17 protein-coding genes are annotated in these 24,433 nt (G+C 62.2%); 12 read left to right on the forward strand and 5 right to left on the reverse strand.

From position 1 onward, the window contains the following. Positions 1–90 precede the first annotated feature (90 nt). Positions 91–1,563, forward strand: coding sequence for a winged helix-turn-helix domain-containing protein (locus V6Z53_RS13295; protein ID WP_338585966.1), 1,473 nt, complete (start codon positions 91–93; stop codon positions 1,561–1,563). Here the strand turns inward: V6Z53_RS13295 and V6Z53_RS13300 are convergent. Further along, the gene (locus V6Z53_RS13300; RefSeq protein WP_338585967.1) at positions 1,540–4,338 is read right to left on the reverse strand and encodes a winged helix-turn-helix domain-containing protein; all 2,799 of its coding nucleotides are present in this window, start codon (positions 4,336–4,338) and stop codon (positions 1,540–1,542) included. The two genes, V6Z53_RS13295 and V6Z53_RS13300, sit on opposite strands and share 24 nt — an antisense overlap. A 288-nt stretch (positions 4,339–4,626) precedes the next feature. On the opposite strand from V6Z53_RS13300, the gene V6Z53_RS13305 reads away from it, so the two are divergent. The 3 genes from V6Z53_RS13305 to V6Z53_RS13315 all read left to right on the forward strand — a co-directional run bounded on the left by V6Z53_RS13305 (position 4,627) and on the right by V6Z53_RS13315 (position 7,578). Further along, a complete protein-coding gene (locus V6Z53_RS13305; protein WP_338585969.1) occupies positions 4,627–5,202 on the forward strand; it encodes a flavodoxin family protein in 576 nt (191 codons plus the stop codon). A gap of 36 nt (positions 5,203–5,238) precedes the next feature. Continuing rightward, a complete protein-coding gene (locus tag V6Z53_RS13310; RefSeq protein WP_338585970.1) occupies positions 5,239–6,063 on the forward strand; it encodes an alpha/beta hydrolase in 825 nt (274 codons plus the stop codon). A gap of 72 nt (positions 6,064–6,135) precedes the next feature. Further along, positions 6,136–7,578: a catalase gene (locus V6Z53_RS13315; protein ID WP_338585971.1), complete on the forward strand. Its 1,443-nt coding sequence runs from the start codon at positions 6,136–6,138 to the stop codon at positions 7,576–7,578. A 45-nt stretch (positions 7,579–7,623) separates the two neighbouring features. Here V6Z53_RS13315 and V6Z53_RS13320 read toward each other — a convergent pair whose 3' ends face one another. Next, positions 7,624–8,079 (reverse strand): AraC family transcriptional regulator, encoded by a 456-nt coding sequence (locus V6Z53_RS13320; RefSeq protein WP_338585972.1) that lies wholly within the window; start codon positions 8,077–8,079, stop codon positions 7,624–7,626. Positions 8,080–8,237: 158 nt separating this feature from the next. Between V6Z53_RS13320 and V6Z53_RS13325 the strand changes: the two genes are divergently transcribed. The 6 genes from V6Z53_RS13325 to V6Z53_RS13350 all read left to right on the forward strand — a co-directional run bounded on the left by V6Z53_RS13325 (position 8,238) and on the right by V6Z53_RS13350 (position 14,963). Then, positions 8,238–9,164 carry a LysR substrate-binding domain-containing protein gene (locus tag V6Z53_RS13325; protein WP_338585973.1) on the forward strand — a complete coding sequence of 309 codons (927 nt, stop codon included), beginning with the start codon at positions 8,238–8,240 and terminating at the stop codon, positions 9,162–9,164. 1,002 nt (positions 9,165–10,166) lie between these two features. Further along, positions 10,167–10,523, forward strand: coding sequence for a DUF6124 family protein (locus tag V6Z53_RS13330; RefSeq protein WP_338585974.1), 357 nt, complete (start codon positions 10,167–10,169; stop codon positions 10,521–10,523). 216 nt (positions 10,524–10,739) lie between these two features. After that, the gene (locus tag V6Z53_RS13335; protein WP_338585975.1) at positions 10,740–11,351 is read left to right on the forward strand and encodes an antibiotic biosynthesis monooxygenase; all 612 of its coding nucleotides are present in this window, start codon (positions 10,740–10,742) and stop codon (positions 11,349–11,351) included. Continuing rightward, positions 11,348–13,186 carry an amidohydrolase gene (locus V6Z53_RS13340; protein ID WP_338585976.1) on the forward strand — a complete coding sequence of 613 codons (1,839 nt, stop codon included), beginning with the start codon at positions 11,348–11,350 and terminating at the stop codon, positions 13,184–13,186. Before V6Z53_RS13335 ends, V6Z53_RS13340 begins: the two co-directional genes overlap by 4 nt. A gap of 69 nt (positions 13,187–13,255) precedes the next feature. Further along, positions 13,256–13,882, forward strand: coding sequence for an isochorismate family cysteine hydrolase YcaC (gene ycaC / locus V6Z53_RS13345; RefSeq protein WP_338585977.1), 627 nt, complete (start codon positions 13,256–13,258; stop codon positions 13,880–13,882). Between the two features lie 184 nt (positions 13,883–14,066). Further along, positions 14,067–14,963 (forward strand): LysR family transcriptional regulator, encoded by an 897-nt coding sequence (locus tag V6Z53_RS13350; RefSeq protein ID WP_338585978.1) that lies wholly within the window; start codon positions 14,067–14,069, stop codon positions 14,961–14,963. A gap of 128 nt (positions 14,964–15,091) precedes the next feature. Here V6Z53_RS13350 and V6Z53_RS13355 read toward each other — a convergent pair whose 3' ends face one another. The 3 genes from V6Z53_RS13355 to gspG form a co-directional block, all read right to left on the reverse strand. After that, positions 15,092–15,703 carry a hypothetical protein gene (locus tag V6Z53_RS13355; protein ID WP_338585979.1) on the reverse strand — a complete coding sequence of 204 codons (612 nt, stop codon included), beginning with the start codon at positions 15,701–15,703 and terminating at the stop codon, positions 15,092–15,094. A gap of 150 nt (positions 15,704–15,853) precedes the next feature. After that, complete coding sequence (locus V6Z53_RS13360; protein WP_338585981.1) at positions 15,854–17,041, reverse strand: type II secretion system F family protein; 1,188 nt, start codon at positions 17,039–17,041, stop codon at positions 15,854–15,856. An 11-nt stretch (positions 17,042–17,052) separates the two neighbouring features. Continuing rightward, entirely contained in the window at positions 17,053–17,487 is a 435-nt protein-coding gene (gene gspG / locus V6Z53_RS13365) for a type II secretion system major pseudopilin GspG (RefSeq protein ID WP_338585982.1), read from the reverse strand. A gap of 205 nt (positions 17,488–17,692) precedes the next feature. On the opposite strand from gspG, the gene V6Z53_RS13370 reads away from it, so the two are divergent. Together V6Z53_RS13370 and mnxG are read left to right on the forward strand one after the other, a co-directional pair. Further along, a complete protein-coding gene (locus tag V6Z53_RS13370) occupies positions 17,693–18,301 on the forward strand; it encodes a lytic transglycosylase domain-containing protein (protein ID WP_338585983.1) in 609 nt (202 codons plus the stop codon). Between the two features lie 205 nt (positions 18,302–18,506). Continuing rightward, the gene (mnxG, locus tag V6Z53_RS13375) at positions 18,507–24,350 is read left to right on the forward strand and encodes a manganese-oxidizing multicopper oxidase MnxG (RefSeq protein WP_338585984.1); all 5,844 of its coding nucleotides are present in this window, start codon (positions 18,507–18,509) and stop codon (positions 24,348–24,350) included. The last annotated feature ends 83 nt before the right edge of the window (positions 24,351–24,433 follow it).

Genomic DNA, 24,433 nt, shown 5'->3' on the forward strand with positions numbered 1-24,433 from the left:
CCTGCCAAGATAGCCGAGAACTCATTGCAAGGAAGGTACGGAGCCTGGATGGACTCGCGTGCCGAGCAGGCTCCCGGCGGGTGAACGTGCATGAACAGCATTAGAGACTTACACAGCGACACGGTGCTGCGCTTCGGCCCCTACGCGTTCCACCTGAATCAGCGACTGGTTCTGGAAGGCGATCAACCGCTGCGGCTGGGTGGGCGGGCGCTGGATATCTTGCAGGTGCTGGTCGAACACGCGGGCTCGGTGGTCAGCAAAGAGGAACTGATCGCACAGGTCTGGCCGCGCTCGGTGGTCGAGGAGATCAACCTGCGGGTGCACATTGCCGCCCTGCGACGGGCCTTTCGCGACGGGCAGAACGGCCATTGCTACATCGTCAATATTCCCCAGCGCGGCTACAGCTTTGTCGCGCCGGTACAGCAGGCATCGGAGCTCACGCCGATCTCGCTTGAAAACCTGCACAAACCCCAACATAACCTGCCGGCGCGGCTGACCCCGGTCACCGGGCGTGATGCGGTAGTCGGCAGTCTCGTGCGGCAGTTGCCGGTGCGGCGCTTCATGACCCTGGTCGGGCCGTGTGGCATCGGCAAGACCACCGTCGCGCTGCGGGTCGGTGAACTGCTGTTACAGCATTATCGCGAAGGCGTGTGGCTGGTGGACCTGGCCACCATCGATGACCCCGCGCAGTTGGTCGATCACCTGACGCGAACCCTGGGATTGAACGTCGGCACCACCCTGGAGGCGCTCGGGCAATGGCATGCGTTATTGATCCTCGATAACTGCGAACATTTGCTGGAACGCTGCCGGACCCTGATCGAAGCGCTGCTGGCCTCGGCGCCACGCTTGTCGATTCTGGTCACCAGCCGCGAGCAGCTGCTGGCGAGCGGCGAAACACTCCTGCCGTTGCCGCCGCTGGTGGTGCCGCCCGTCTCGGCGTTACGCAGCATCGAGGAGTTCATGGGGTATTCGGCGGTGCAGCTGTTCGTCAGCCGTGCCCGGGCCCGTCAGCAAGGGTTTGCTCTGCGCGAACAGGACCTCAAGGCTGTACGCGAAATCTGTCGACGGCTCGATGGTTTGCCCCTGGCGATCGAGCTGGCGGCGGCGCAGATCGACGCGCTGGCGCTGGTGGGGTTGCAAGCGCAACTGGACAACTGTTTTCAACTGCTGACCCAAGGTCGGCGCACGGCCGTCCCGCGACACCAGACCCTCAAGGCCGCGCTCGACTGGAGCTACGAACGGCTGAGCCCGGCTGAGCAAACCGTGTTGCAGCGCCTGGCGGTGTTCAAGTCAGCGTTCACCCTGGACGCGGCGATGGGCGTCGTCAGTTGCGCCACATTGCTGCCAGCGAACCTGAACGGCGTGATGGACAGTCTTGTGCTCAAGTCGCTGTTGTCACTGGAGCAGGGTAACGGCGTGAGTCGATTCCGCTTCCTCAACACCACGCGCAGTTATGCCCTGGAAAAACTTGAACACAGTGGCGCGTTGCGCTCGGTCGAAATGCGCTATGCCGGTTACATCAGTCATACGCAGCAACCGTCAGACCGGCACGTCGCTCTGTAACTCGTCGAGCAAGCGTCGTACGGCCTTCAAGTCGGGCGTGGCATGACCTTCGGTGAAGCGCTGGTAGATCGGCGCCAGTAGCGTATGGGCCTGGCGGTAGCGGCCCTGACGCTGCCAAAGTCGCGCCAGCGAAGTGGCGCTGCGCAGTTCCCAGGCCAGTGCGCCCTGGGATTTCGCCACGTTGATTGCCTTGATCAGCACGGTTTCGGCGACGCAGTTTTTTACCGGGCAATCGGCAGCCAACAACCCATCGGCGCGAGCCCGCAGAATCTCTGCGGTGCTCCAGCCGGCGGCGCCGCTGTCAGCGCGTTGCAGCAGATCATCATCGACGAACGCGGTGTCCAGCGTGACCATGATTTCCTTGATCAGGCCGACACCCGGATGGCGCGGCGCAGCGGCACGATCAATGACCTGCGCGTAGTGTTGCGCCCAGTTGTAAAACAGCTGTACCGAGTGTTTCTGCGCCTGCTCCAGCAGCAACTGCAATAACTCGCGGGCAGTGCGGGTGTTGCCGTTGTAGTGGGCGATCAGGCAACCCGCGAGCGCCAGGGTGTAGCAGATCGAGGTGCCGTGGTTGATCTGCAGGGCAATGTCCAATGCCTGGCGGGCCGTGCGCCAGGCCTGTTCCGGTTGGCCCCGCAGCCAGAGGATGCGCGCGAGGATGGTCAGGGCGGCGACGCTCTGGTCGTATTGCACGCCAAAGCCGTGGGTGAAACGGTTGATATGGCCGCTGTGGGCCATGCGCTGGATTACTTCTTCGGCATTGAGCCGGGCGCGTTGCTGATCCCCGGCAAAGTGTAGGGCCAGCACCCGCAGACGATGGGTGCTCAGCGACAGCACCGGGTCGCCATGCAGGCCCAAACGGTCGAATTGCTGGCTCTGTTCCAGGGCCATTTGATAATGGCCGCAGCTGAGGTTGACCGCCATGTGCCCGGAGACGGCGCGCAACTCGCCGACCACGTCATTGCACTCTTTGGCCAGGGTTCTGGCGGTGACGAAAGCCCCGATGGTTTCAGCGCTGCCGCCCTGGGCGTGGTAGCAGGCACTGCCGAGGGCCAGTTTCAGGGACATTTTCAAACGCGGGCACGGCTCGGCGGCCGCATCGAGCAGGGCCAGGGCCTTGCGCACGTAACCACCGTGTTCGCGAAGCAAGGACAGTTCTTGCCAGAGCGGTGTGGAGGCCGCCGTCAGCTGGATCGCCAGCGCCTGCGGTCCCCGCGCATTCAAGCCCCAATCGAGGGCCGCGCGAATGTCCTCCAGGCCTCGGGCGTAACGCTCGATCCACAGCGCTGTCGGAATCAACTCCCAATCTTCTTGCGCTTGCTGCATCAGCGTCAGGCAACGCTGCGCGTGGCGTTCGCGGGTGCCGGGCAGTTCGGTGGTCTGTTCGAGTTTTTCCAGGGCATAGCTGCGGGTGGTGTCGAGCAGGCGGTAGAACACGTCTTCGTCGCCAACGTCCACGCTCAACAGGGATTTGGCCACCAGTTGCGTGATCGAACCGAACACTTCGCCGGGCTCGATGTGTTCGCCGACGATCACCGCAGCGGCTGACGCCAGGGTAAAGCCACCGCGGAACACGCCCAGTCGGCGCAAGCAAGTCTGTTCGCAGGCATTGAGCAGTTCGAAGCTCCAGTCCAGCGTGGCGTGCAGCGTTTGATGGCGGGCGAGGGTCGTCTGGCTGCTGTGGGTGAGCAGGCGAAAACTGTCTTGCAGTTGCGCGAGCAAACCGTCGAGGCCAAGGCTGGCGACTTGCGCGGCGGCCAGTTCCAGCGCCAGCGGAATTCCGTCGAGGCGCCGGCAGATATCGATCAGTAGCGGTAATTGGGCATCGTGCAGTTCGAAGTTGTCATGACTGGCCATGGCTCGCTCGACGAACAACTGCAACGCGGAAAAACTCAAGGCCTGAGCGCGATCAAGCACGGCAATCGGAGGAGGGCAGTCCAGCGATTCCAGGCGCTGGACGAATTCGCCCTCGGCCCGCAGGCTCTCGCGGCTGGTGGCTAGAATGTGCACGTGCGGCGCGCCACGCAGCAGGTTTTCACACAGCAGCGCCACGCTGTCGATCAGGTGTTCGCAGTTGTCGATGACCAGCAGCAGCTGTCGCTCGCGCAGGAACAGGGCGAGTCCACTCATCGGTTCGCTGTCGTGCAGGGACAGGCCCAGCAGCGTGGCCAAGTGGCCGCTGATCATCAACGGGTCGTTGATCGGCGCCAGGTCCAGCAGGCGAATGCCGTCGCGGTAGCGGCCGATCAGTTGTTCGGCGACGCGCAGGGCCACGGTGGTCTTGCCGATGCCACCGGGGCCGACCAGGGTGATGAAACGCTGGCGCGGCAGTTGCGTCACCAGATTGTCGACCAGCGCCTGGCGGCCGATCAGCCGGGTATGACGCACGGGCAGGTTGTGACCGTTCGATTCAATCGTGTCGCCTGCCGGGTGCTGTTCGACATGTTCCAGCGAGTAAGGCGCGACAAAGCTGTACCCGCGCTGGGCTACGGTGACGATGTAGCGCTGGCCGGCCTGGCCGTCGCCGAGGGCCTTGCGCAGGGCCGCCATGTGCACTCGCAGGTTGATTTCTTCGACTACGCTGTCAGGCCAGACTTCGGCGATCAGTTGCTGCTTGCTGACCACGTTCCCGGCGTGTTCCAGCAGGATCAACAGGATGTCCATGGCCCGTCGGCCCAGGCGCAGGGGCTGGTCGGCCTCCATCACCAGGCGTTGTCCGGGGTAGATCCTGTAGGGGCCGAAATGCACAGCCTGTTCGAGGGCAAGGGTCAACGGGTCACTCCTGGTTGCATCCGTCTAGATCGCGGTTTTCGAGCATATTCCTCAGGTTTTTTGTCGAGCGCAATGCAGTGGCCGGCTGACTGCCGGGTGTTCGCTGCGACTGCCGGTTTCCCAGCATAGTCGGTGGGTTGCGTGTTTGTTGGGCGCGGCGTCGGAAAAGCGGCAGGAAGGGCTTTTGGCGCATTGAGGAAAATTAACAACGTTTAACTCGTCGTGCGTCCGGTCCAGGCCCAAGACTCTGCTCCTACAGAAGGTTTAACCCATCGCAAGGACACCGGGATGAGCAACGTGGTGGTGATCTATCACAGTGGCTACGGGCACACCCGGGTCTTGGCCGAAGCCGTGGCCCAGGGTGTGCAACGACATCCCGGCAGCATCTGCCGGCTGATTGCGGTCGAGGATGTCGACGAACACTGGGTCCACCTGCACCACGCTGACGCGATCATTTTCGGTGCGCCGACCTACATGGGCAGTGCCTCGGCCGCCTTCAAGGCATTCATGGAAGCGACGGCGTCCATCTATCTGGCGCAACCGTGGCGCGACAAACTGGCCGCCGGTTTCACCAATTCCGGCTGCCTGTGCGGCGACAAGCTCAATACCTTGCAGCAGATGGCGGTGTTCGCCGCTCAGCATTCGATGATCTGGGTCGGGCTCGACGTGCTGCCGGCACGCTCCGCCACCGGGCTGTTCGACGGGCAAATGAACCGGCTCGGCAGCTCGCTGGGCGCCATGGCCCAGTCCAACGTCGAGCAGTCCCCCGATTTCGCCCCGCCCTTTGAGGACCGTTGCACCGCCGCGCACCTGGGCGAGCGGGTCGCGCGACTGGCCGAGCGAATGCGCCCCACAGCCGATTGATTCACCCCCCAACCCCCACGTTAAGGAGCACGTCCCATGAGCACGTTCACCACCCGCGATGGCACCGAGATTTACTACAAGGACTGGGGCACCGGTCAGCCGATTGTCTTCAGTCACGGCTGGCCGCTGAATGCCGACAGCTGGGAATCGCAGATGATCTTCCTCGCCGACCAGGGCTACCGGGTCATCGCCCACGACCGTCGCGGTCATGGCCGTTCCAGCCAACCGTGGTCGGGCAACGACATGGACCATTACGCCGACGATCTGGCGCAGTTGATCGAACGGCTCGATCTGCAAGACGCCGTGCTGTTCGGTTTCTCCACCGGTGGCGGCGAAGTGGCACGCTACATCGGTCGTCACGGCACCAGCCGAGTGGCCAAGGTCGGGCTGATTTCCGCAGTGCCGCCGCTGATGCTCAAGACCGCAGCCAACCCCGGTGGCCTGCCTGTCGAAGTATTCGACGGCATTCGCCAGGCGTCGCTGGTGGATCGCTCGCAGCTGTACATCGACCTCGCCAGCGGTCCGTTCTTCGGCTTCAACAAACCGGGCGCCAAACCGTCCCAGGGCATGATCGACTGGTTCTGGATGCAAGGCATGATGGCCGGCCACAAGAACGCCTATGACTGCATCAAGGCGTTCTCGGAAACCGACTTCACCGAAGACCTGAAAAAATTCGATATCCCCACACTGGTTGTCCATGGCGACGCCGATCAGGTGGTGCCGTACGAAGCGGCGGGCATCGCTTCGGCAGGATTGGTGAAAGGTTCTACGCTGAAGGTCTACCCCGGTGCGCCCCATGGCTTGACTGATACCCACAAGGATCAGCTCAACGCCGATCTGCTGGCGTTCCTTAAGGGTTGATGCGCTCCGGCGCGGGCGTAGATCCGCGCCGGTTTTCGCTCCTGATGAGCTGTAACCGTCGAGAACCTGACCATGAAGAAGCTGACCAACGCCACCGGCGCCCCGGTGGCCGACAACCTCAACATCCAGACCGCCGGCCCACGCGGTCCGGCGCTGTTGCAAGACATCTGGTTGCTGGAAAAACTCGCGCATTTCGACCGTGAATTGATCCCCGAACGCCGCATGCACGCCAAGGGCTCTGGCGCCTATGGCACCTTCACGGTGACCAATGACATCACGCGTTACACAAAAGCCGACATTTTCAGCTCAGTGGGCAAGCAGACCCCGCTGTTCGTGCGTTTTTCCTCGGTGGCCGGTGAACGCGGCGCCGCCGACGCCGAGCGCGACATCCGTGGTTTCGCGGTGAAGTTCTACACCGACGAAGGCAACTGGGACATCGTCGGCAACAACACCCCGGTGTTTTTCTTCCGCGACCCGCTGCGTTTTTCCGACCTCAACCATGTGGTCAAGCGCGACCCGCGCACCGGCCTGCGCAACGCCACCAGCAACTGGGATTTCTGGACCCTGCTGCCCGAGGCGCTGCACCAGGTGACGATCGTCATGAGCGATCGCGGGATTCCCACCAGTTTCCGCCACATGCACGGCTTCGGCAGTCACACCTTCAGCCTGATCGACCGCGACAACCAGCGGGTGTGGGTGAAGTTTCATTTCGTCTGCCAGCAAGGCATCGAAAACCTGTCGGACGCCGAGGCAGCGGTGGTGGTCGGCAAGGACCGTGAAAGCAACCTGCGGGATTTGTACGAGAGCATCGAGCATGGGCATTTCCCGCAATGGAAACTGTGCATCCAGGTGATGGAAGAAGCACAGGCCAGCACCTATCGGCACAACCCGTTCGACTTGACCAAGGTCTGGCCGCATGGCGAGTTCCCGCTGATCGAAGTCGGGACCATGGAGCTCAATCGCAACGCCGAGAACCACTTCGCCGAAATCGAACAAGCGGCGTTTTCTCCGGCCAACGTGGTGCCCGGTGTCAGTTTCTCGCCGGACCGCATGCTCCAGGCGCGGCTGTTTTCCTATGGCGACGCCCAGCGCTATCGCCTCGGGGTGAACTTCAATCACATCCCGGTCAACGCCCCGCGCTGTCCGCACCACAGCTATCACCGTGACGGCGCCATGCGCACCGACGGCAACCTCGGTGGCACGGCCAGTTACTTCCCAAACAGCGTCGGCGAATGGGAGGATTCCAAGGAGTTGTCCGAACCGCCGCTGCCGCTGGAAGGCTTTGCCCAGCACTACGACCATCGGCTGGAAGAGGACCACTACGAACAACCCGGCAACCTGTTCCGTTTGCTGGACCCGGCGCGCCAGCAGTTGTTGTTCGAGAACACCGCGCGGGCCATGAACGGCGTACCGCAATTGATCCGCCAGCGGCACATCGACAACTGCACCAAGGCTGACCCGGCTTATGGGCGCGGAGTGGCCGAAGCGCTGGAGCGGCTGGTGCCGTTGGGCTGAGGACTGTTCAAAGCAAGATCAAAAGATCGCAGCCTGCGGCAGCTCCTACGGGTGTACGTATTGCCTTGTAGGAGCTGCCGCAGGCTGCGATCTTTTGCTTTTTACGTCCCGCATGACCCGGCACCGCCAGGCAAACGGATTAATGCCCTCGCTGCGGGTAAACATGTGGCAGAAGTGCGCCTGATCGCAGAAGCCGCACTCCAGGCTGATTTGCGTGAGGCTCTGGTCCGTGTGCTGGATCAACAGCTTGGCGCGGGCGATACGTTGCTGGCGAATCCATTCCTGAGGCGAGAGGCCGGTGCTGGATTTGAAGGCGCGGGAGAAGTGGCTACGGGAGAGGGCGCAGGCCTGGGCCAGTTCGGTCACCTCCAGGCTGTCGCCGAGGCGTTCGAGGATCAGTTGTTTCACCAACCGTTCGCGCTGGGGGCTGAGGCCGCCGGCGCTTTTTTTTGGCGCTTCAGTGACTGTCGCGCGGGCGGCGTTTTGCTGGAAGTGAGCCATGGCGAATGTCCGTGTCGGTAGGCTTCATTCTTGAATCCGAAGGCTCTGGCATGCGAGTTAAACGTTGTTAATTCCATGGTGGGTGCGGGCAGTCTTGAGTAAAGTCAGACACAATCGTCACCCTCGCGCCTGGCTCAATACACAAGGAACCCGTGCCTATGAACCGAAACGATCTGCGCCGCGTCGACATGAACCTGCTGGTGATTTTCGAGTCGCTGATGTTCGAAAAGAACCTGACCCGCGTCGCGGAAAAACTGTTCATGGGCCAGCCGGCGGTGAGTGCCGCCCTCGGCCGGTTACGCGATCTGTTTGATGATCCATTGCTGTTGCGCAACGGCCGGGCCATGGAGCCAACGGCCCGGGCGCTGGCGATTCTCAAGGAGCTGCAACCGGCGATGGACGTGATTTCCGGTGCGGTCAGCCGGGCCAAGGAGTTCGATCCGACCAGCAGCTGCGACGTGTTTCGCATCGGGCTGTCGGACGATGCCGAGTTCGGCTTGTTTCCGCCGTTGTTGCGCCAGTTGCAGGAAGAGGCGCCGGGGATCGTGGTGGTGGTGCGTCGCGCCAACTACCTGTTGATGCCGGCGTTGCTGGCATCCGGGGAAATATCCGTGGGCGTGAGCTACACCACCGATTTGCCGGCGAATGCCAAGCGCAAAAAACTGCGCGACATTCCCTGCAAGGTGTTGCGCGGCGATACCCGACCGGGGCCGCTGACGCTGGACGAGTACTGTGAGCGGCCGCATGCGATGGTGTCGTTTTCCGGCGATCTGAGCGGCAACATCGACCTGGACCTGGCCAAGGTCGGGCGTCGCCGCCGCGTAGTGCTCGGCGTGCCGCAGTTCAGCGGCTTGCGCGCATTGCTCGCCGGGACCGAGATGATCGCCACCGTGCCGGATTATGCGGCATGTGCATTGGTCGAGGGATGCGGTTTGCGCGCTGAAGACCCGCCGTTCGAGATTGAGGCGGCGCAGTTGTCGATGGCCTGGAGCGGGGTGCACGACAATGATCCGGCGGAGCGCTGGTTGCGCTCGCGGATCAGTCAGTTCATGTCGGTGTCGCTGGATATCCCCGAGCCTGCCTGATTTGATCTTGCGGTCTACTGGGAACCACTGTGGGAGCCAGCCTGCTGGCGATGGCTATTTTTCAGGCGACCGGGAATTTTGACTGAGTACATATCCATTTCTGCGGTAACGGCTGCTTATGGTTTCGCCCTTACGGCGACTCACTTTTTTGACAAACGCCGGAATGCCGGCCCAGCTAAAAAATAAGCAAAAAAACGCTCGCCCCTTACGTACGGCCCCTCGCTAAGGCTCGGTGTTCCTTCGCTCCGGCATTCATCCGGGGGCATCGCCTCCGGTTGGCTTCGCTTCAACCTCCTCTCGATGTGTGCGGCTTCGCCGCACGGCGCTACGCGCCCACCCCCGGATAAACGCCTCCACTCAGCCTTCCGATGGGGCGGGTGGATCAAAAGCGGCAGGCGAGCTAACGCTCGGCCTGTGGAGTGGTGAAAAGCATGGGTGTACGCCGTTGCCCTGTGGGAGCCAGCCTGCTGGCGATGGCGGCCTCACTGCCAACCAGTCTCTTCCAGATGTACCCAAACCCACTGTAGGAGCGAGCCTGCTCGCGAAAAACGCCCGGACAACGCGATCATTCAGATTGGGCACGTTATCGTTGATGTCCATCGCGAGCAGGCTCGCTCCTACAGGGACTTTCGGTCGGTCTCAGGGGCATGTTTAAAAGCCTTCTGCGTATCTTCCTGAAAGCTACACCACCTTGCGTCGTTGCCTACAACTACGCCAGAATCCGCCGGCTTGTGCGCCTTGGACCCTGATTCTATCGTTGTCGGGTCGCTGCCAATTCAGCGATCGGGTTTCGCAGCCCGGATCAATCAAGGCGCTCAGCGCCACCGTTTCCTTTCAGTTGGCGCTTTTTTTCGTCTACTGCATTGCGTTATGGCGGCTGTGCGCGGGAGGCTTTCGGGTCTGCCGGGTTCCTTGATTCCCGGTCTGCGAACCTGCGTACAGCTGCCACCTTTTTCGTTTCGCAGCGATTCGTGGCGGCTCCATTAATCAAGGAGCATCACTGTGATCAAACCAACGCCAAATCCCCCACACACTGACAACGTTTCCCCCTACGATTGCGCCGACCCCAAAAAGCTTCACGAAGCCGCCGACCGTGCGCTGGATTACCATCTCAATCCCCCGAAAGACCCGAAAACCCCGCGCCAACCCAGCACGATGTTCGCCATCGTTCCCGACATCAACACTGAATCCCTGTTGGCCCACGCCTGCGAATCCCTGGCGTCGGCCAGCATCATGGCCAGTGACCTTGCGGGGTTTCTGGACAGTCCGCATCGCAATGCGCTGCTGGGTATTGCGCAGATAATCATGCTCGGCGAACTTGCGGTGAATAGGGCACTGGACAACATAGACCCGCAGTAAAAGCAGAACCCTTGTGGGAGCGAGCTTGCTCGCGATGGCGGCAGGCCAGTCACCATCTATGTTGATTGGCCTGCCGCCATCGCGAGCAGGCTCGCTCCTACAGGGATCTACGTCGTAGCCAGAACCCAATACGCACGCAAAAAAGAGCACGTACATCCAATTTTTTCTTCCCTCGCCCCGGCACTCTGAATGCTCGTTTCGCCGGAGCCTTGCGTGATGTCTGATACCAATCCACTTGAACCAACCAGCCCCGGAGCTGATGAAGTCGTGACGCTGATCGTCAAGCATCGGGTCAAGGTTGGCTTCGAAGTGCCTTACGAAGCGTGGCTGCGCAACATCGTCAAAGTCGCCGGGCAGAACGTCGGGCATTTGGGGGTGGATGTGGTGCGCGGCAAAAGCGCCGGCCTCGATATGTACACCTGCGTGCTACGCTTTTGTTCTACCGAGGCGATGCAGCGTTGGCTCGATTCACCGCAGCGTCAGGCGCTGGTCGATGAAGCTGCGCCGATGCTCGCCGATGGCGACCAGACCGAGGTCAATCCGGTCAACGAGTTCTGGTTCTCGCCCCAAGCCGAGGACGGTTCACCACCGCCGCGCTGGAAGCAGGCCGTGGTGACGCTGCTGGTGATCCTGCCGCACACGCTGCTGGTGCCGCTGATCTGGGGGCCGCTGCTGCGGCTCAATGCCTTCCTGTCCAGTTACGTGGTCGCCACGTTCCTGATCACCCTGACCATCGTGCTGTCGGTGGTGTATGTCTTCATGCCCATGGCGACGCGTCTGTTCGCGCCCTGGCTGTCCGCCTCCCATTTGCCAAAGGAAACGCGATGAACGCCGATCTGATTCTGTTCAATGGCCAATTTCATACCGTTGACCGCGAGAACCCGTTCGCCACTGCCGTGGCGATCAGCAAGGGGCGTTTCGTCGCGGTGGGGAGCGATGCCGAAGCGATGGCGTTGCGCGGCGCGAACACGCAGGTAATCGACCTCAAGGGCCGTTGCGTGATTCCCGGTCTCAACGACTCGCACCTGCACTTGATCCGTGGCGGTTTGAACTACAACCTCGAATTGCGTTGGGAAGGCGTGCCGTCGCTGGCCGATGCGCTGCGCATGCTCAAGGACCAGGCCGATCGCACGCCGACGCCGCAATGGGTGCGGGTGGTCGGTGGCTGGAACGAATTCCAGTTCGCCGAAAAGCGCATGCCGACCCTCGAAGAACTCAATCAGGCTGCACCGGACACGCCGGTGTTCGTCCTGCACTTGTACGACCGCGCCTTGCTCAACCGTGCCGCACTGCGAGTGGCCGGTTATACCCGCGATACGCCGAACCCGCCGGGCGGTGAGATTGTCCGCGATGCCAACGGCAACCCGACCGGCATGCTGGTGGCGCGTCCCAACGCGATGATTCTCTACTCGACCCTGGCAAAGGGGCCGAAGTTGCCGCTGGAGTATCAGGTCAACTCGACCCGTCAGTTCATGCGCGAACTCAATCGTCTGGGCCTGACCAGCGCCATCGATGCCGGCGGCGGTTTCCAGAATTATCCGGACGATTATCAAGTGATCGAACAGTTGGCCAAGGATGAGCAACTGACCGTGCGCATCGCCTACAACCTGTTCACCCAGAAGCCCAAGGAAGAGCTGAGCGACTTCAAGAACTGGACCGGCAGTGTGAAGTTGCATCAGGGCGACGATTACCTGCGGCACAACGGTGCCGGGGAAATGCTGGTGTTCTCGGCGGCGGATTTCGAGGACTTCCTGGAGCCGCGCCCGGACCTGCCGCAAAGCATGGAGGACGAACTGGAACCGGTGGTGCGCCATCTCGTCGAGCAGCGCTGGCCGTTCCGTTTGCACGCCACTTACAACGAATCCATCAGCCGCATGCTCGACGTGTTCGAGAAGGTCAACCGCGACATTCCGTTCAATGGCTTGCCGTGGTTTTTCGACCACGCCGAAACCATCACCCCGCAGAACATCGAGCGGGTGAGGGCGTTGGGCGGCGGCATCGCGATTCAGGATCGCATGGCGTTCCAGGGCGAGTACTTCGTCGAGCGCTATGGCGCGAAAGCCGCCGAGGCCACGCCGCCGATCAAACGCATGCTCGCCGAAGGTGTGCCGGTGGGCGCGGGCACTGATGCCACGCGGGTGTCGAGTTACAACCCGTGGACCTCGCTGTACTGGATGGTCAGTGGTCGCACCGTTGGCGGCATGGAGTTGCATGCCGAAGGCTTGTCGCGGCAAACCGCGCTGGAACTGTTCACGCATGGCAGCGCCTGGTTCTCGTCCGAGCAGGGCAAGAAGGGCCAGATCAAGGTTGGGCAACTGGCTGACGTCGCGGCGTTGAGCGCGGACTTTTTCAGTGTCGATGAAGAAGCGATCAAGTGGATCGAGTCGGTGTTGACCGTGGTCGGCGGCAAGGTGGTGTACGCCGCCGGTGACTTCGAAAAACTCGGGCCGGCCAGTGTGCCGGTGCTGCCGGACTGGTCGCCGGTGGCGAAAGTGCCGGGTCACTGGCGGCCGAACGCACCGTTGCAGGCGCAGGTTCACCAGTGCAGGGGGCCGTGCGCGGTGCATTCCCACAGCCATGAACGGGCGCGTCTGTCGAACGCGCCGGTCAGCGATTTCGCCGGTTTCTGGGGCGCCTTCGGTTGCTCGTGCTTTGCCTTCTGACGAATACAAAAAAGCGCTGGCGGTCAGCGTCAGCGCTTCAAGTCACAACCATCCACCAAGGAGTTTCACATGAGCAACGTTCCTTACAAGCGCCTGAACAAAGACGATGCAGTGGTGCTGCTGGTCGATCACCAGACTGGCCTGATCTCGCTGGTGCAGGATTTCTCGCCCAACGAATTCAAGAACAACGTGCTGGCGCTGGGCGACATCGCCAAGTTCTTCGAACTGCCGACCATCCTCACCACCAGTTTCGACAGCGGTCCGAACGGCCCGATCGTGCCGGAGCTCAAGGCGCAGTTCCCGGACGCGCCGTTCATTGCCCGTCCCGGCCAGATCAACGCCTGGGACAACGCCGACTTCGTCAAAGCGGTAAAGGCCACCGGTCGCAAGCAATTGATCATCGCCGGTGTGGTGACCGACGTATGCGTGGCATTCCCGACCCTGTCGGCGTTGGCGGAAGGTTTTGACGTGTTCGTCGTGACCGATGCTTCCGGCACCTTCAACACCACCGTGCAGCAAGCTGCATGGGCGCGTATGTCGGCGGCCGGTGCACAACTGCTGAACTGGTTCTCCGTGGCCTGCGAGCTGCAAGGCGACTGGCGCAACGACATGGAAGGCCTGGCCAACCTGTTGTCGGAACGCATTCCGAACTACCGCAACCTGATCAACAGCTACACCACGTTTACCGCCAAGTAAGTGTTCGGCTGTCGGCTTCGGCCGGCACCCTTGAAAAGATCGCAGCCTGCGGCAGCTCCTACAGGGAAACGCATTCCAAAGTAGGAGCTGCCGCAGGCTGCGATCTTTTGCTTTCCAGGATGATGGAGTGCAGAAAAGGGTAAAAACCGCTATAACGCATTTGACCGTCAACCAAGGCGTGACAATGAACCCGTTCGAAGACATGCGTATTTTTTGCCAGGTGATGGATTCCGGCAGCTTCACGGCCGCCGCCGATCAACTGGGTCTGTCCAAGCAATTCGTCAGCCGACGCCTGATGCAGCTTGAAGAGCGCCTCGGCGTGCGCTTGCTCAATCGTTCGACCCGACGCCTGGACGTCACGCCGCTCGGGCAGAGTTACTACGAATCAGCCCTGCGCCTGCTCAGCGAAGTCGAGCAAGTGGAGCAGGGCATCGCCGGCCAGACCACCGAACCGCGCGGCACCATTCGTGTGAGTGCGCCGCTGTCGTTTGCATTGGCCCATCTGGGCTGCCTGCTACCCGTTTTTTTGCAGCGCTACCGTGACGTCACCGTGGAAGTGGATTTGAGCGATCGCCCGGTGGACCTGCTCGGTGAAGGCTACGACCTTGCCTTGCGCATCGGCACGCTGGAAGACTCGACCCTCATCGCCCGCCGCATCGCTTCGATCGAACGGGTGTATTGCGCGAGCCCGGCGTATCTGGCCGAACGCGGCACACCGGTCAAACCTGAAGATTTGCTCAACCATGACTGCCTGCCGTACGGCCACGGTCGTCAGGTGCAATGGCGTTTCACGGGGCAGGGCAAGCCGCTGGCCGTCAACGTCACCGGGCGGATGCGGGTCAACAATGGTGAGTTGCTGAGAGACGCAGCTATTGCCGGGATGGGCATTACCTATTTGCCAACCTTCATCGTCGGATCGGCGCTGAGAGATGGCAGGCTGGTGCCGGTGCTGGACGCGTTTCGGCCGGAGCCGCTGACGCTGTCGGCGGTGTATCCGCAGCATCGCCAGTCATCGCGACCGGTGCAGGCGTTGATCGGGTTTTTGCGTGAGCGCCTGGATCAGGCGGAGGGCGAATCGTAGATCGGCAATTCGCACGATCCCCTGTAGGAGCAAAGCTTGCTCGCGATTGCGGTGGTCCATTCAACAGTGATGTTGACTGACACTCCGTCATCGCGAGCAAGCTTTGCTCCTACAAGGTTTAGTGCAAGTCAGTTGATGCGTTTGTCATCCCCCGGCTCACCAGCCGCATGCAGCCCGCGATCATCACCGATTTCCCCGGCGCGATGGACGCCGTGATCATCTCCAGAACGATGAACGCCATTGTCATCACCTGAGCGATGAACGCCATTGTCGTCGCCCGAACGATGGACACCATTGTCATCACCCGAACGATGTACGCCATGATCGTCACCCGGTTCGGAATGAGTGCCGCTGCGTCCGGAGTTGGAGGCTGTGCTGCCGGAGTGTCCCGAGGCATGGTCGCTGCCGCTATGACCGCTGCCAGCGCTGTTGCCGCCGTGACCACTGCCGCTGCTGCCGCCATTGCCACCGCCGCCGTTACCGCCACCACCACTGCCACCGTGACCGCCGCCGCCATTGCCGCCGCCACCACCGCCACTGCCGCCACCACCATGGCCGCCGCCGCCGCCGCCACCACCGCCGCCACCGCCGCCGTGGCCACCACCACCTCCGCCGCCGCCACTACCACCATCTCTCGCCTGAGCACTCGACACACCGGACAGGCTGTCCGGGATCAATACGGTAGACGCCGACAAGACCGCGCCAATAGCTACTGCCAGTAAAAGCTTGTTGATGTGCATGTCGTTCTCCGTCTTTTTGTTCAGCTTGGAACGTTGATGAACATTGCAACTTGCTGCTGTATTCAGTGGGTGAACACGTCAACGTCCGGCTTTATTCAGTCGAAAGTTGAAAAAACCATGCGATGGGTGCGCAAGTCTGTCCCAGAGCGGTCAGTGGATGCTTGAAGCGAGTTCGAAAATCGGGATGTACATCAGGATCACGATCACCCCGATCAGCAGGCCGATGAAGGTCATGAGCAGCGGTTCGAACAGCCGCACGAACCATTCGATCCAGCGGCTGATTTCTTCGTCGTAGAAGTCGGCGCTGCGCTCCATCATCTGTCCGAGGTTGCCGGATTGTTCGCCGGCACGCAGCAGACGCAGGGACACCGGGGTCACCAGATGATTGAGTTCCAGCGCGGTCGACAACGATTGCCCCTCGCGCACCCGTTCGCAGGCCTGGTCCAGGCGCACGCGGGAGGCGGGCGTCAGCAGGTTGCGGACCATGCCCATGGCGGTGACGAGGGGAATGCCGCCTTGCAGCAGAATCCCCAGCGAACGGTAGAAGCGCGCCAGTTCGTACATGAAGATGCGCTGGTGCACCGCCGGGAGTTTTTCGATCAGGCGATCCACGCCACGGCGGAACGACGGCTGTCGCTGGAGCAGGGCGAGGGCGACGATGATGGCCATGAAGGCGCCGAAGAATTCGCCCTGGTGGGCGTGCAGGAACATGCCGCTGGTCATCAGGATCTGCGACAGCCACGGCAGGTTCGACCCCAGCCCTTCGAACACCAGGCTGAAGCGCGGCACCACATAACCCATCAGGAACAAGACCACGCCGCCGCCCACCACCAGCAACAGCATCGGGTAGATCGAGGCGCTGACGATCTTCTGCCGAACTTCGTCCATGCGCTGGCGATAGCTGACGTAGCGACCCAGTGCTTCGCCCACGGCGCCGGTTTTCTCGCTGGACTGCACCAGCGCCACGTACAGCGGAGGGAACACCGCCGACAACTGACTCAAGGCCTGGGAGAAGGATTTGCCTTCATACAGCAGGCGCACCAGTTCGCTCAGGGTTTTGCGGGCCTGCGGCGCCGATTCTTTTTCCGCCAGGCTTTCCAGTGCATCGATCAATGGCAGCCCAGCATTGAGCAACGTCGTCAGTTCCTGGCTGAACAACACCAGGTTGAACGTCTCGCGCTGCTTGAGGCGTAACGCTCGCCAGTGCCGCTCGGCGTGCAGGCTGACCACCCGCAGGCCCTGGTCCTCGGCGATGCGCCGGGCTTCGCTGTGACCCTGTGCTTCGACGGTCATCGACACCACACCGGCCTTGCCGACTGCTTTGAGGTGAAACCGCATGGTCGCCACCGTCATTGCCAACTGGTGACTTCGGCGTTTTCGCCTTCGCCGCCGGGTTGGCCGTCCTTGCCCATCGACAACAGGTCGTACTCGCCGTTTTCGCCGGGATAGCGGTAGGCGTAATTACGACCCCACGGGTCTTGAGGCAGCTTTTTCTGCAGGTACGGGCCGGTCCAACGGGTTTCGTCGCTCGGCGCGGTGACCAGCGCCTGCAAGCCCTGTTCGGTCGACGGGTAATGGCCCACTTCCAGGCGATACAGGTCCAGGGCTTTGCCCAGGCCTTCAATTTGCGCCTTGGCCACTTTCACTTCGGACCGGCCCAGTTGCGCAAAATACTTCGGCGCCACGATACCGGCCAACAGCCCCAGCACCACCAGCACCACCAACAATTCAAGCAATGTGAACCCGCGTTGAGGACGCGGGGCGAAATGCAGTCGCTGTTTCATGATGACCTCACACAGTCGGCAGAAGGGTCGCAACAAAGGCCTATGCAATTGCCATGCAAATGCTCATCAAGCTTCTGCTGTCCTCCTGCAACCCCCGTATTACGGCCTCTCGCGCTTTCGGCACAGTGCTTGCGTATGGCTGATAAACGACCGGCCATTGGGGCATTACCCCCATTTTTCGGGGCCGGGCAGGGGAGACAGAGCTATGAAAACTCTCACCACAGGAATGCTCGGCTTGATGCTGCTGGCCGGCGTCGTTCAGGCCGATGTGTTCGTTTCCGTGGACGCCAAGGGCAACTTCGTCCTGTCCAATGTCCACCGCCCCGGTCGCCACTATGAACGGGTGATTCGTGAGGCCGAGGCGACGGTGGTCAGCCTCGACCAGCAGCCGCAAATGATCGCCGCGCGACCCTATGCCGAGCTGGTATCCAAAGCCGCCACCGACAATCAGTTGCCGGCCGCGCTGTTGCACGCGGTGATCCAGACCGAGTCCAGCTACAACGCCAGCGCCGTATCGCCCAAAGGCGCCGGTGGGTTGATGCAGTTGATGCCCGACACCGCCCGCGAGATGGGCGTGAAAGACGTCTACGACCCCAAGGCCAACATCCAGGGCGGCGCCCGCTACCTCAAACGCCTGATGACGATGTTCGACAACGACATTGCCCTCGCCGTGGCGGCCTACAACGCCGGGCCGCAAGCCGTTCTCAGCCGTGGCGGAGTGATCCCGCCGTTCGCCGAAACCCAGCGCTATGTGCCCAGCGTTTTGCGCCAATACCGGCGCTTGCAGGGGCTGGCGGCGGATGCCCCGTTGTGATCGAAACCCTGGGGCGGGTTTCCCCAACATTGGGGCATGGTGGCCCCAGGGAAAAAGTGGGGAATAAGTGGGGGATTTCCCCCGACGTGTGAAGTGCTAATCGCAAAGCATTGAAAAACAACTGAATTTTTTATGGCATGCAGATTGCTCAAAGGGTTTTGTCGAGAATTATTCCCTGTGAGCACCCACAGTGAGGCCCGTGATCATGACCGGCATTTACCACGCTCCACAAATACTCCCCTGGTTGCTGTTGGCCGCTTCGATGCTCGGCATCGAGATTGCCGAAGCAGCTGCGCGCTGTGAACGCAACCTGGTGGCCAACGTCGTGGCGCTGGATCAGCCGCTGATGTTCAACCGCCTCGGGGCGCAGAACGTCAACGGCATGATGTTCGCCCTGCGACGCGACGTGGTCGATGACCGTCAGGTCTCTCTGGAGCAGGGCGGCGCGGCAGTGCCGGGCAAAGTGTCCCTGCGGCCCGACAAGCGTCCGCGTCCGTTGGTGCTGCGGGTGGCTGCCGGTGACTGTCTGACCGTCAACCTGCAAAACCTGCTGGCCTACCAGCCCAACCCCGGCTCCCACAGCGATGGCGGTGGAGAGGAAGAGGGTGAAGAGGAAGAAGGCATCGAAATCGGTGACGGTGCGACCCAGTTCAAGGCCGACGAACAAGTGGCTGACCGTCACGTCGGCTTCCAGGTCAACGGCATGCAAGCGGTCAACAGCATCGATGACATCGCGTCCTATACCGGGCGCAACGCCAACACTTTGGTCGCCCCCGGCGCCAGCCGTTCCTACACCCTGTATGCCGAACGCGAAGGTGCGTTCGTGGTGAGCAGCCGTGGCGCAACGTTCGGTGGCGAGGGCGCGGCCGGCAACAATGCCAATGGTCTGTTCGGCCAGGTGGCGGTCATGCCCAAGGGCGGTCGCAACTACCGCAACACCATTACCGAAGAAGAAATGCGTCTGGCCAGCACCGGGCGCACACCGGCCGGTCAGCCGATCGTTGATTACCAGGCACGCTACCCGCAACGCGAGCCGTGGATCCGCGAAGGCAAGGCCGGCAAGCCGATCATCAACATGGTCGACGGCAATGAAATCATCTCCAGCGAAGCCGATGCGATCGTCATGGGCAGCAACGCCGACGGCAGTTTCCCAAGCTCCACTTATCCGCTTGAAGCCTTGGGCAAACGCAACCCGGCCATCCCCAATCGCCTTGAGCCGTTCCGCGATTTCTCCGCGCAGTTCCAGGATGAAACCGCAGTCACCCAAGCGTTCCCCGCTTATTTCGCGGACCCGGTCATGGCCCATGTGCTCGAGCCGACTCGCGACTCGTTCATGATCAACTATGGCGCTGGTGGCATGGGTGCCGAGGTGCTCGCCAACCGCTTGGGCGTGGGGCCGATGCACGATTGTCTTTCCTGCGCTTATGAAGAATTCTTCCTCAGTGCCCACACCGTCGGCGACGTGGCGATGCTGGTGGACGTACCGGCCAACGCCGGGCTGGAAGGCATCACGCCCGGCCAGACACCGAACGCCGATCAGGTCGGGGTCAAGGCGACCACCGCGCTGTATCCGTCGGAGCCTTCGAACGTCGCCCACAGCTACATCGGTGACTTCGTCAAATTCCGCAACACGCACAACGGCTACGAACACCACATCTTCCACTTGCACGGCCATCAGTGGCTGTTCAACCCTAATGACGACAACTCCGACTACGTGGATGCCCAAGGCATCGGGCCGGGCGCCGGCTACACCTATGAAATCGCCAACGGCGGTTCGGGCAACCGTAACCGGGTCGCGGGCGATGCGATTTATCACTGCCACTTCTACCCGCACTTTGCCCAGGGCATGTGGGCCATGTGGCGGGTGCACGACGTGTTTGAAGAAGGCACCAAACTCGAAGTGTCGCAACAAGGCGCCGACGGCTTCCACAGTGAACCGTATGCCTTGCGCAGCGGTAAACCGGCGGCGGATGCACGGGCCTTGCCCGATGGCGAAATCGTTGCCGGCACGCCCATTCCGGCAGTCGTTCCACTACCAGGCAAAGCCATGCCGCCGATGCCGGGCAAAGTCGCGGTCGTGCCGAAAATCGGTGAAACCTTGGTGGCTGCCAACGACGACGATGACGATGAAGCAGGCGACGATGACGGCGAGCATCACGACGGCGGTGTCACCGGAGCAATTGGCTCGCTGGCGCTGGTCGATCGCAGCGAAGCCAACCGCAACGCCGATGGCACCCTGAAAAACCCTGGCTATCCATTCTGGATCGGCGGCATGGAAAGTTCGGTCGGCCAACGCCCACCAACTCCACCGCTGGACATGCTCGATGCCGCCACGGCGCAGGCCTTGAAGGCTAGCGGTAAAGCCTTGTGGGCCAACCTCGACCCTAATCAGTCCGGCGGCTGGAACGGCGGCTTGCCGCGTCATGCCCTGGGCGGTGTGTCCGAGGGTGGTGAAGCCGAGACCATCACCACGTCGCTGGACTTCTCCAAGACTGTGACCCGGGCCAAACCGATCTACATGCCGGAAGAGGGCACGGAAGTCGAACAAGCGGCCATGGCCTTCCACGCGAAAAAAGATCACCCAAGCTTTGCCGTACTGCCAGGCAACCAGATCGTGGCGCGCAACTTCCGCACCAACGGCGCCTTGCCGGTGGCCGGTGCGCCGTACTACGAACCGTGCATGGATGACCGGCAAAAACGCCTGACCAGCAGCGCCGGCACCGGTGAGTTCATCAGTGGCGAGCGCCTCGACGGTATGTCGTTTATCGGTGCCTCGACCTTCACCGCGGATCGTCCGCGGGTCTACAAGGCGGCGAACATCCAGTTCGACGCGGTGTACAACAAGGTCGGCTACCACTTCCCGCAAGCACGCATTCTCGCCCTGTGGGAAGACGCCTGGCCGGTGATCACCAAGCAGCGTCCGCCAGAACCTCTGGTGATGCGCATGAACACCTTCGACTGCGTGCAGTACCAGCAAACCAACCTGATTCCGGCCACCTACGAGATGGACGACTATCAGGTGCGCACGCCGACCGACGTGATCGGCCAGCATATTCATCTGCCGAAGTGGGACCTGGTGTCCGCCGATGGTTCGTCCAACGGCTGGAACTACGAAGACGGCGTGCTCTCCCCAGGCGCCGTGCAGGAACGCGTCCACGCCATCCGCGAGTTCAACCAGTGCGAAGGCACCGACCCGCGTGACGGCACCCCGGCCTGCCCGAAAGCCAAGAATCACCCGTTCTTCGGTCAATACGGCCGGGCTGATTGGGTGGGCGCGCGGACAGCCATGCAGCGCTGGTTCGTCGATCCGGTGGTGAACACCTATGGCGTCGACCGTGGCCTGGGCACCATCTTTACCCACGACCACCTCGGCCCATCGACTCACCAACAGATTGGCCTGTACGCCACCGTACTGGCTGAACCGGCCGGTTCCACCTGGTTCCACGCCGAAACCGGCGAGCCGTTGTACAGCGGCGCGCGGCAGGACGGCGGGCCGACCTCGTGGCAGGCGGTGATTTCCACCGGTGACCTGGACGGCGACGGCAAGAACGACAGCTTCCGCGAGTTCTTCCTCGAATACAGCGACTTCCAGCACGCCTATGAAGCCGGTGTGTACGTCGGCGCTGGCCCGAACGGCGTGCCGAACCCGCAAGCGTTCCCGGCCACGGCCGACAGCTTCCGCTACGCGATCAACCCACCGGTGCGTGACAACACCAGCGAGTTGCTTGAAGCGGTTGTCGAGCTGCGCGGCGGGGTGAAACCGGGCTGCCCAAGCCGCCCATGCCCGCAAGCGATCTCGGTGGATGACCCTGGCATGTTCGTCGTCAACTACCGCAACGAACCGCTGGCCCTGCGGGTGTACGACCCGAACAAGGTCGGCCCGGACGGTAAGCGCGGCATGCAGGCCGATGGCCTGGGCGGCGACCTGGCGTATGCCATGCAAAGCCGTACCGACCGTGCGATCCCGGCGATGAACCTGGCGCCGAACCTGATCACCGCGGCCACCGGCCCAACCGGCGGCACCACGCTGTTCCCGCCGCACATCAACCGTGGCGGCGCCGAACCGGGTGATCCGTTCACGCCGATGCTGCGCACCTACACCGGTGACAACGTGCGGCTGCGGGTGCATGCCGGCGGTCACGAAGAAGAGCACAACGTCACCCTGCACGGCGTGAAATGGCTGCAAAGCGGTTCCGGCTTCGGCAACAGCTCCAACTCGGGCTGGCGCGCGTCGCAGATGGTCGGGATCTCCGAGCAGATGGGCTTCAATGCGCCGGTGTCGATGATCTCCAGCGCGGCGGCGACCACTGGTGACTACCTGTACACCATGGACGCGTCCATCGAGGGTTATTGGAACGGCATCTGGGGCGTGATGCGCAACTACACCGCGCAACGCAGCGACCTGTTCGCGGTGCCGAACAATCCGAAACCGACCGGCATGCGCAACACCGTGGCGTTCGACGGCATCTGCCCACGGATTGGCGTCAACCCGAACGGCATCGGCACCCGGCCAACCGTGCAGCGCAACTATGAAGTGGTCGCGGCGCTGGCCAACGACATCCTCAGCAATCCGCTGGGCCTGTCCATCGCTGACCCGGCGGGTCTCGGCCAGCATGTCGGCGGGCCGCTGAAACCGGCGGGCGGCACCCTGGTGCTGAACTCGCGGCCAGTGAGCATTCCGCAGGTCACAGTGACCGATCTTGAAGATGGCGAGACCTTCACCATCGGCGGACAAAGCGGGCCGCTGCATGACCCGACCGCAATCCTGTATGTGCGCAAAGGCGACCTCGATCCGATCACCGGCAAGTTGAAACCCGGTGTGCCTGTCGAACCGCTGATCCTGCGTGCGGCGGCCGGTGATTGCATCAACATCACCCTGGAAAACCGTCTGCCGAGCGTGATGCCGGACCTGGCCCAGACCGCGATCATGCAAGGCCTGGCCAAGCGTGACCGCAACGACGGCATGGGCTCGACCACCTTCAACAACAACCTGTTGCGGCCATCGAGCCATGTCGGCCTGCATGCGCAACTGCTGGCTTATGACATCACCAAATCGGACGGTGCCAACGTCGGCGCCAACCCGATCCAGACCGTGCCACCGCGCGTCGGCAGCATCGGTGCGTACCCGACTCGTACCTATCAGTACTACGCCGGGCACCTGGAACGTGAAGGCAAACCGATCACCCAACTGGGGCGCAACGTCGACAACATCAACGCCACGGCGGTGGAGTTCGGCGGGTTGAACTTCACCCCGGCGGACGTCATCAAGCAACCGCAAAAAGGCCTTGGCGGTGCGATGAGTGTCCTGCCGATCGGTTCCACCTGGGTTGAAGATGCCAAGCGCGCGTCGGCCACAGTGACCGCGCCGGGCCAGACCGTCTACCGCGATTTTGCGATGGTCTGGCAGCGCGCCCTGAACACTCGCTGGGCCAATGGCCGGCCGGTGGAAGGCATTGCCTCGGAAGGCAACGGTGTGCCGAACGATCCGAAGGACAACGCGAGCATGGCCATCAACTACAAGATCGAACCGATGTGGTTCCGCTTCGGTCTGGCCCCGGATGCTCCGTTCGGCCACGCCGGCAGCCCTGGCACCTACGGCGACGTGCCGAACGCGCACATGGCCTACAGCAACGCCTTGGTCGGCGGTGATCCGCAAACGCCAGTGTTCTATGTCAAGCCGGGGCAACCGTTCCGTACGCACATCCTGATGCCGTCCGGTGGCAGTCGCGGTTCGACCTTCCAGCTCGATGGTCACGTCTGGTCGGTCAACCCGTTCGTGTCGGAGAAGAGCGATGTGGGCGGTTACCCGACGGGTACACCGGGGATTGGTTCGGTGAAGTTCGGCTACAACCCGATGTCGATGTACATCGGCGCCCGGGAAAGCGTGTTGCCGGCGGCGCACTTCAGCTTCATGCACCCGAGCGCCGGGGGCAGCAATGCGATAGCGGGGGACTACCTGTACCGCGACAACGCGTCCTTCGGTAATACCGCCGGGTTGTGGGGGCTGTTGCGGGTGACCAACGAGCCGGAACCGGCGCCTGCGCCGTAATCGAGAGATGGAGCAAGTAATGACTATCTGTGGCGAGGGAGCTTGCTCCCGCTTGAGTGCAAAGCACTCACAAAATCTGCATT

Source organism: Pseudomonas sp. MAG733B (assembly GCF_036884845.1).
Classification (GTDB): Bacteria; Pseudomonadota; Gammaproteobacteria; order Pseudomonadales; family Pseudomonadaceae; genus Aquipseudomonas.

What these genes read in the sequence shown, in the direction of transcription:
- V6Z53_RS13295 (WP_338585966.1), top strand. Translation starts at nt 91, where the DNA reads ATGAACAGCATTAGAGACTTACACAGCGACACGGTGCTGCGCTTCGGC.
- V6Z53_RS13305 (WP_338585969.1), top strand. Translation starts at nt 4,627, where the DNA reads ATGAGCAACGTGGTGGTGATCTATCACAGTGGCTACGGGCACACCCGG.
- V6Z53_RS13310 (WP_338585970.1), top strand. Translation starts at nt 5,239, where the DNA reads ATGAGCACGTTCACCACCCGCGATGGCACCGAGATTTACTACAAGGAC.
- V6Z53_RS13315 (WP_338585971.1), top strand. Translation starts at nt 6,136, where the DNA reads ATGAAGAAGCTGACCAACGCCACCGGCGCCCCGGTGGCCGACAACCTC.
- V6Z53_RS13320 (WP_338585972.1), bottom strand. Translation starts at nt 8,079, where the DNA reads ATGGCTCACTTCCAGCAAAACGCCGCCCGCGCGACAGTCACTGAAGCG.
- V6Z53_RS13325 (WP_338585973.1), top strand. Translation starts at nt 8,238, where the DNA reads ATGAACCGAAACGATCTGCGCCGCGTCGACATGAACCTGCTGGTGATT.
- V6Z53_RS13335 (WP_338585975.1), top strand. Translation starts at nt 10,740, where the DNA reads ATGTCTGATACCAATCCACTTGAACCAACCAGCCCCGGAGCTGATGAA.
- V6Z53_RS13340 (WP_338585976.1), top strand. Translation starts at nt 11,348, where the DNA reads ATGAACGCCGATCTGATTCTGTTCAATGGCCAATTTCATACCGTTGAC.
- ycaC (WP_338585977.1), top strand. Translation starts at nt 13,256, where the DNA reads ATGAGCAACGTTCCTTACAAGCGCCTGAACAAAGACGATGCAGTGGTG.
- V6Z53_RS13350 (WP_338585978.1), top strand. Translation starts at nt 14,067, where the DNA reads ATGAACCCGTTCGAAGACATGCGTATTTTTTGCCAGGTGATGGATTCC.
- V6Z53_RS13355 (WP_338585979.1), bottom strand. Translation starts at nt 15,703, where the DNA reads ATGCACATCAACAAGCTTTTACTGGCAGTAGCTATTGGCGCGGTCTTG.
- V6Z53_RS13360 (WP_338585981.1), bottom strand. Translation starts at nt 17,041, where the DNA reads ATGCGGTTTCACCTCAAAGCAGTCGGCAAGGCCGGTGTGGTGTCGATG.
- gspG (WP_338585982.1), bottom strand. Translation starts at nt 17,487, where the DNA reads ATGAAACAGCGACTGCATTTCGCCCCGCGTCCTCAACGCGGGTTCACA.
- V6Z53_RS13370 (WP_338585983.1), top strand. Translation starts at nt 17,693, where the DNA reads ATGAAAACTCTCACCACAGGAATGCTCGGCTTGATGCTGCTGGCCGGC.
- mnxG (WP_338585984.1), top strand. Translation starts at nt 18,507, where the DNA reads ATGACCGGCATTTACCACGCTCCACAAATACTCCCCTGGTTGCTGTTG.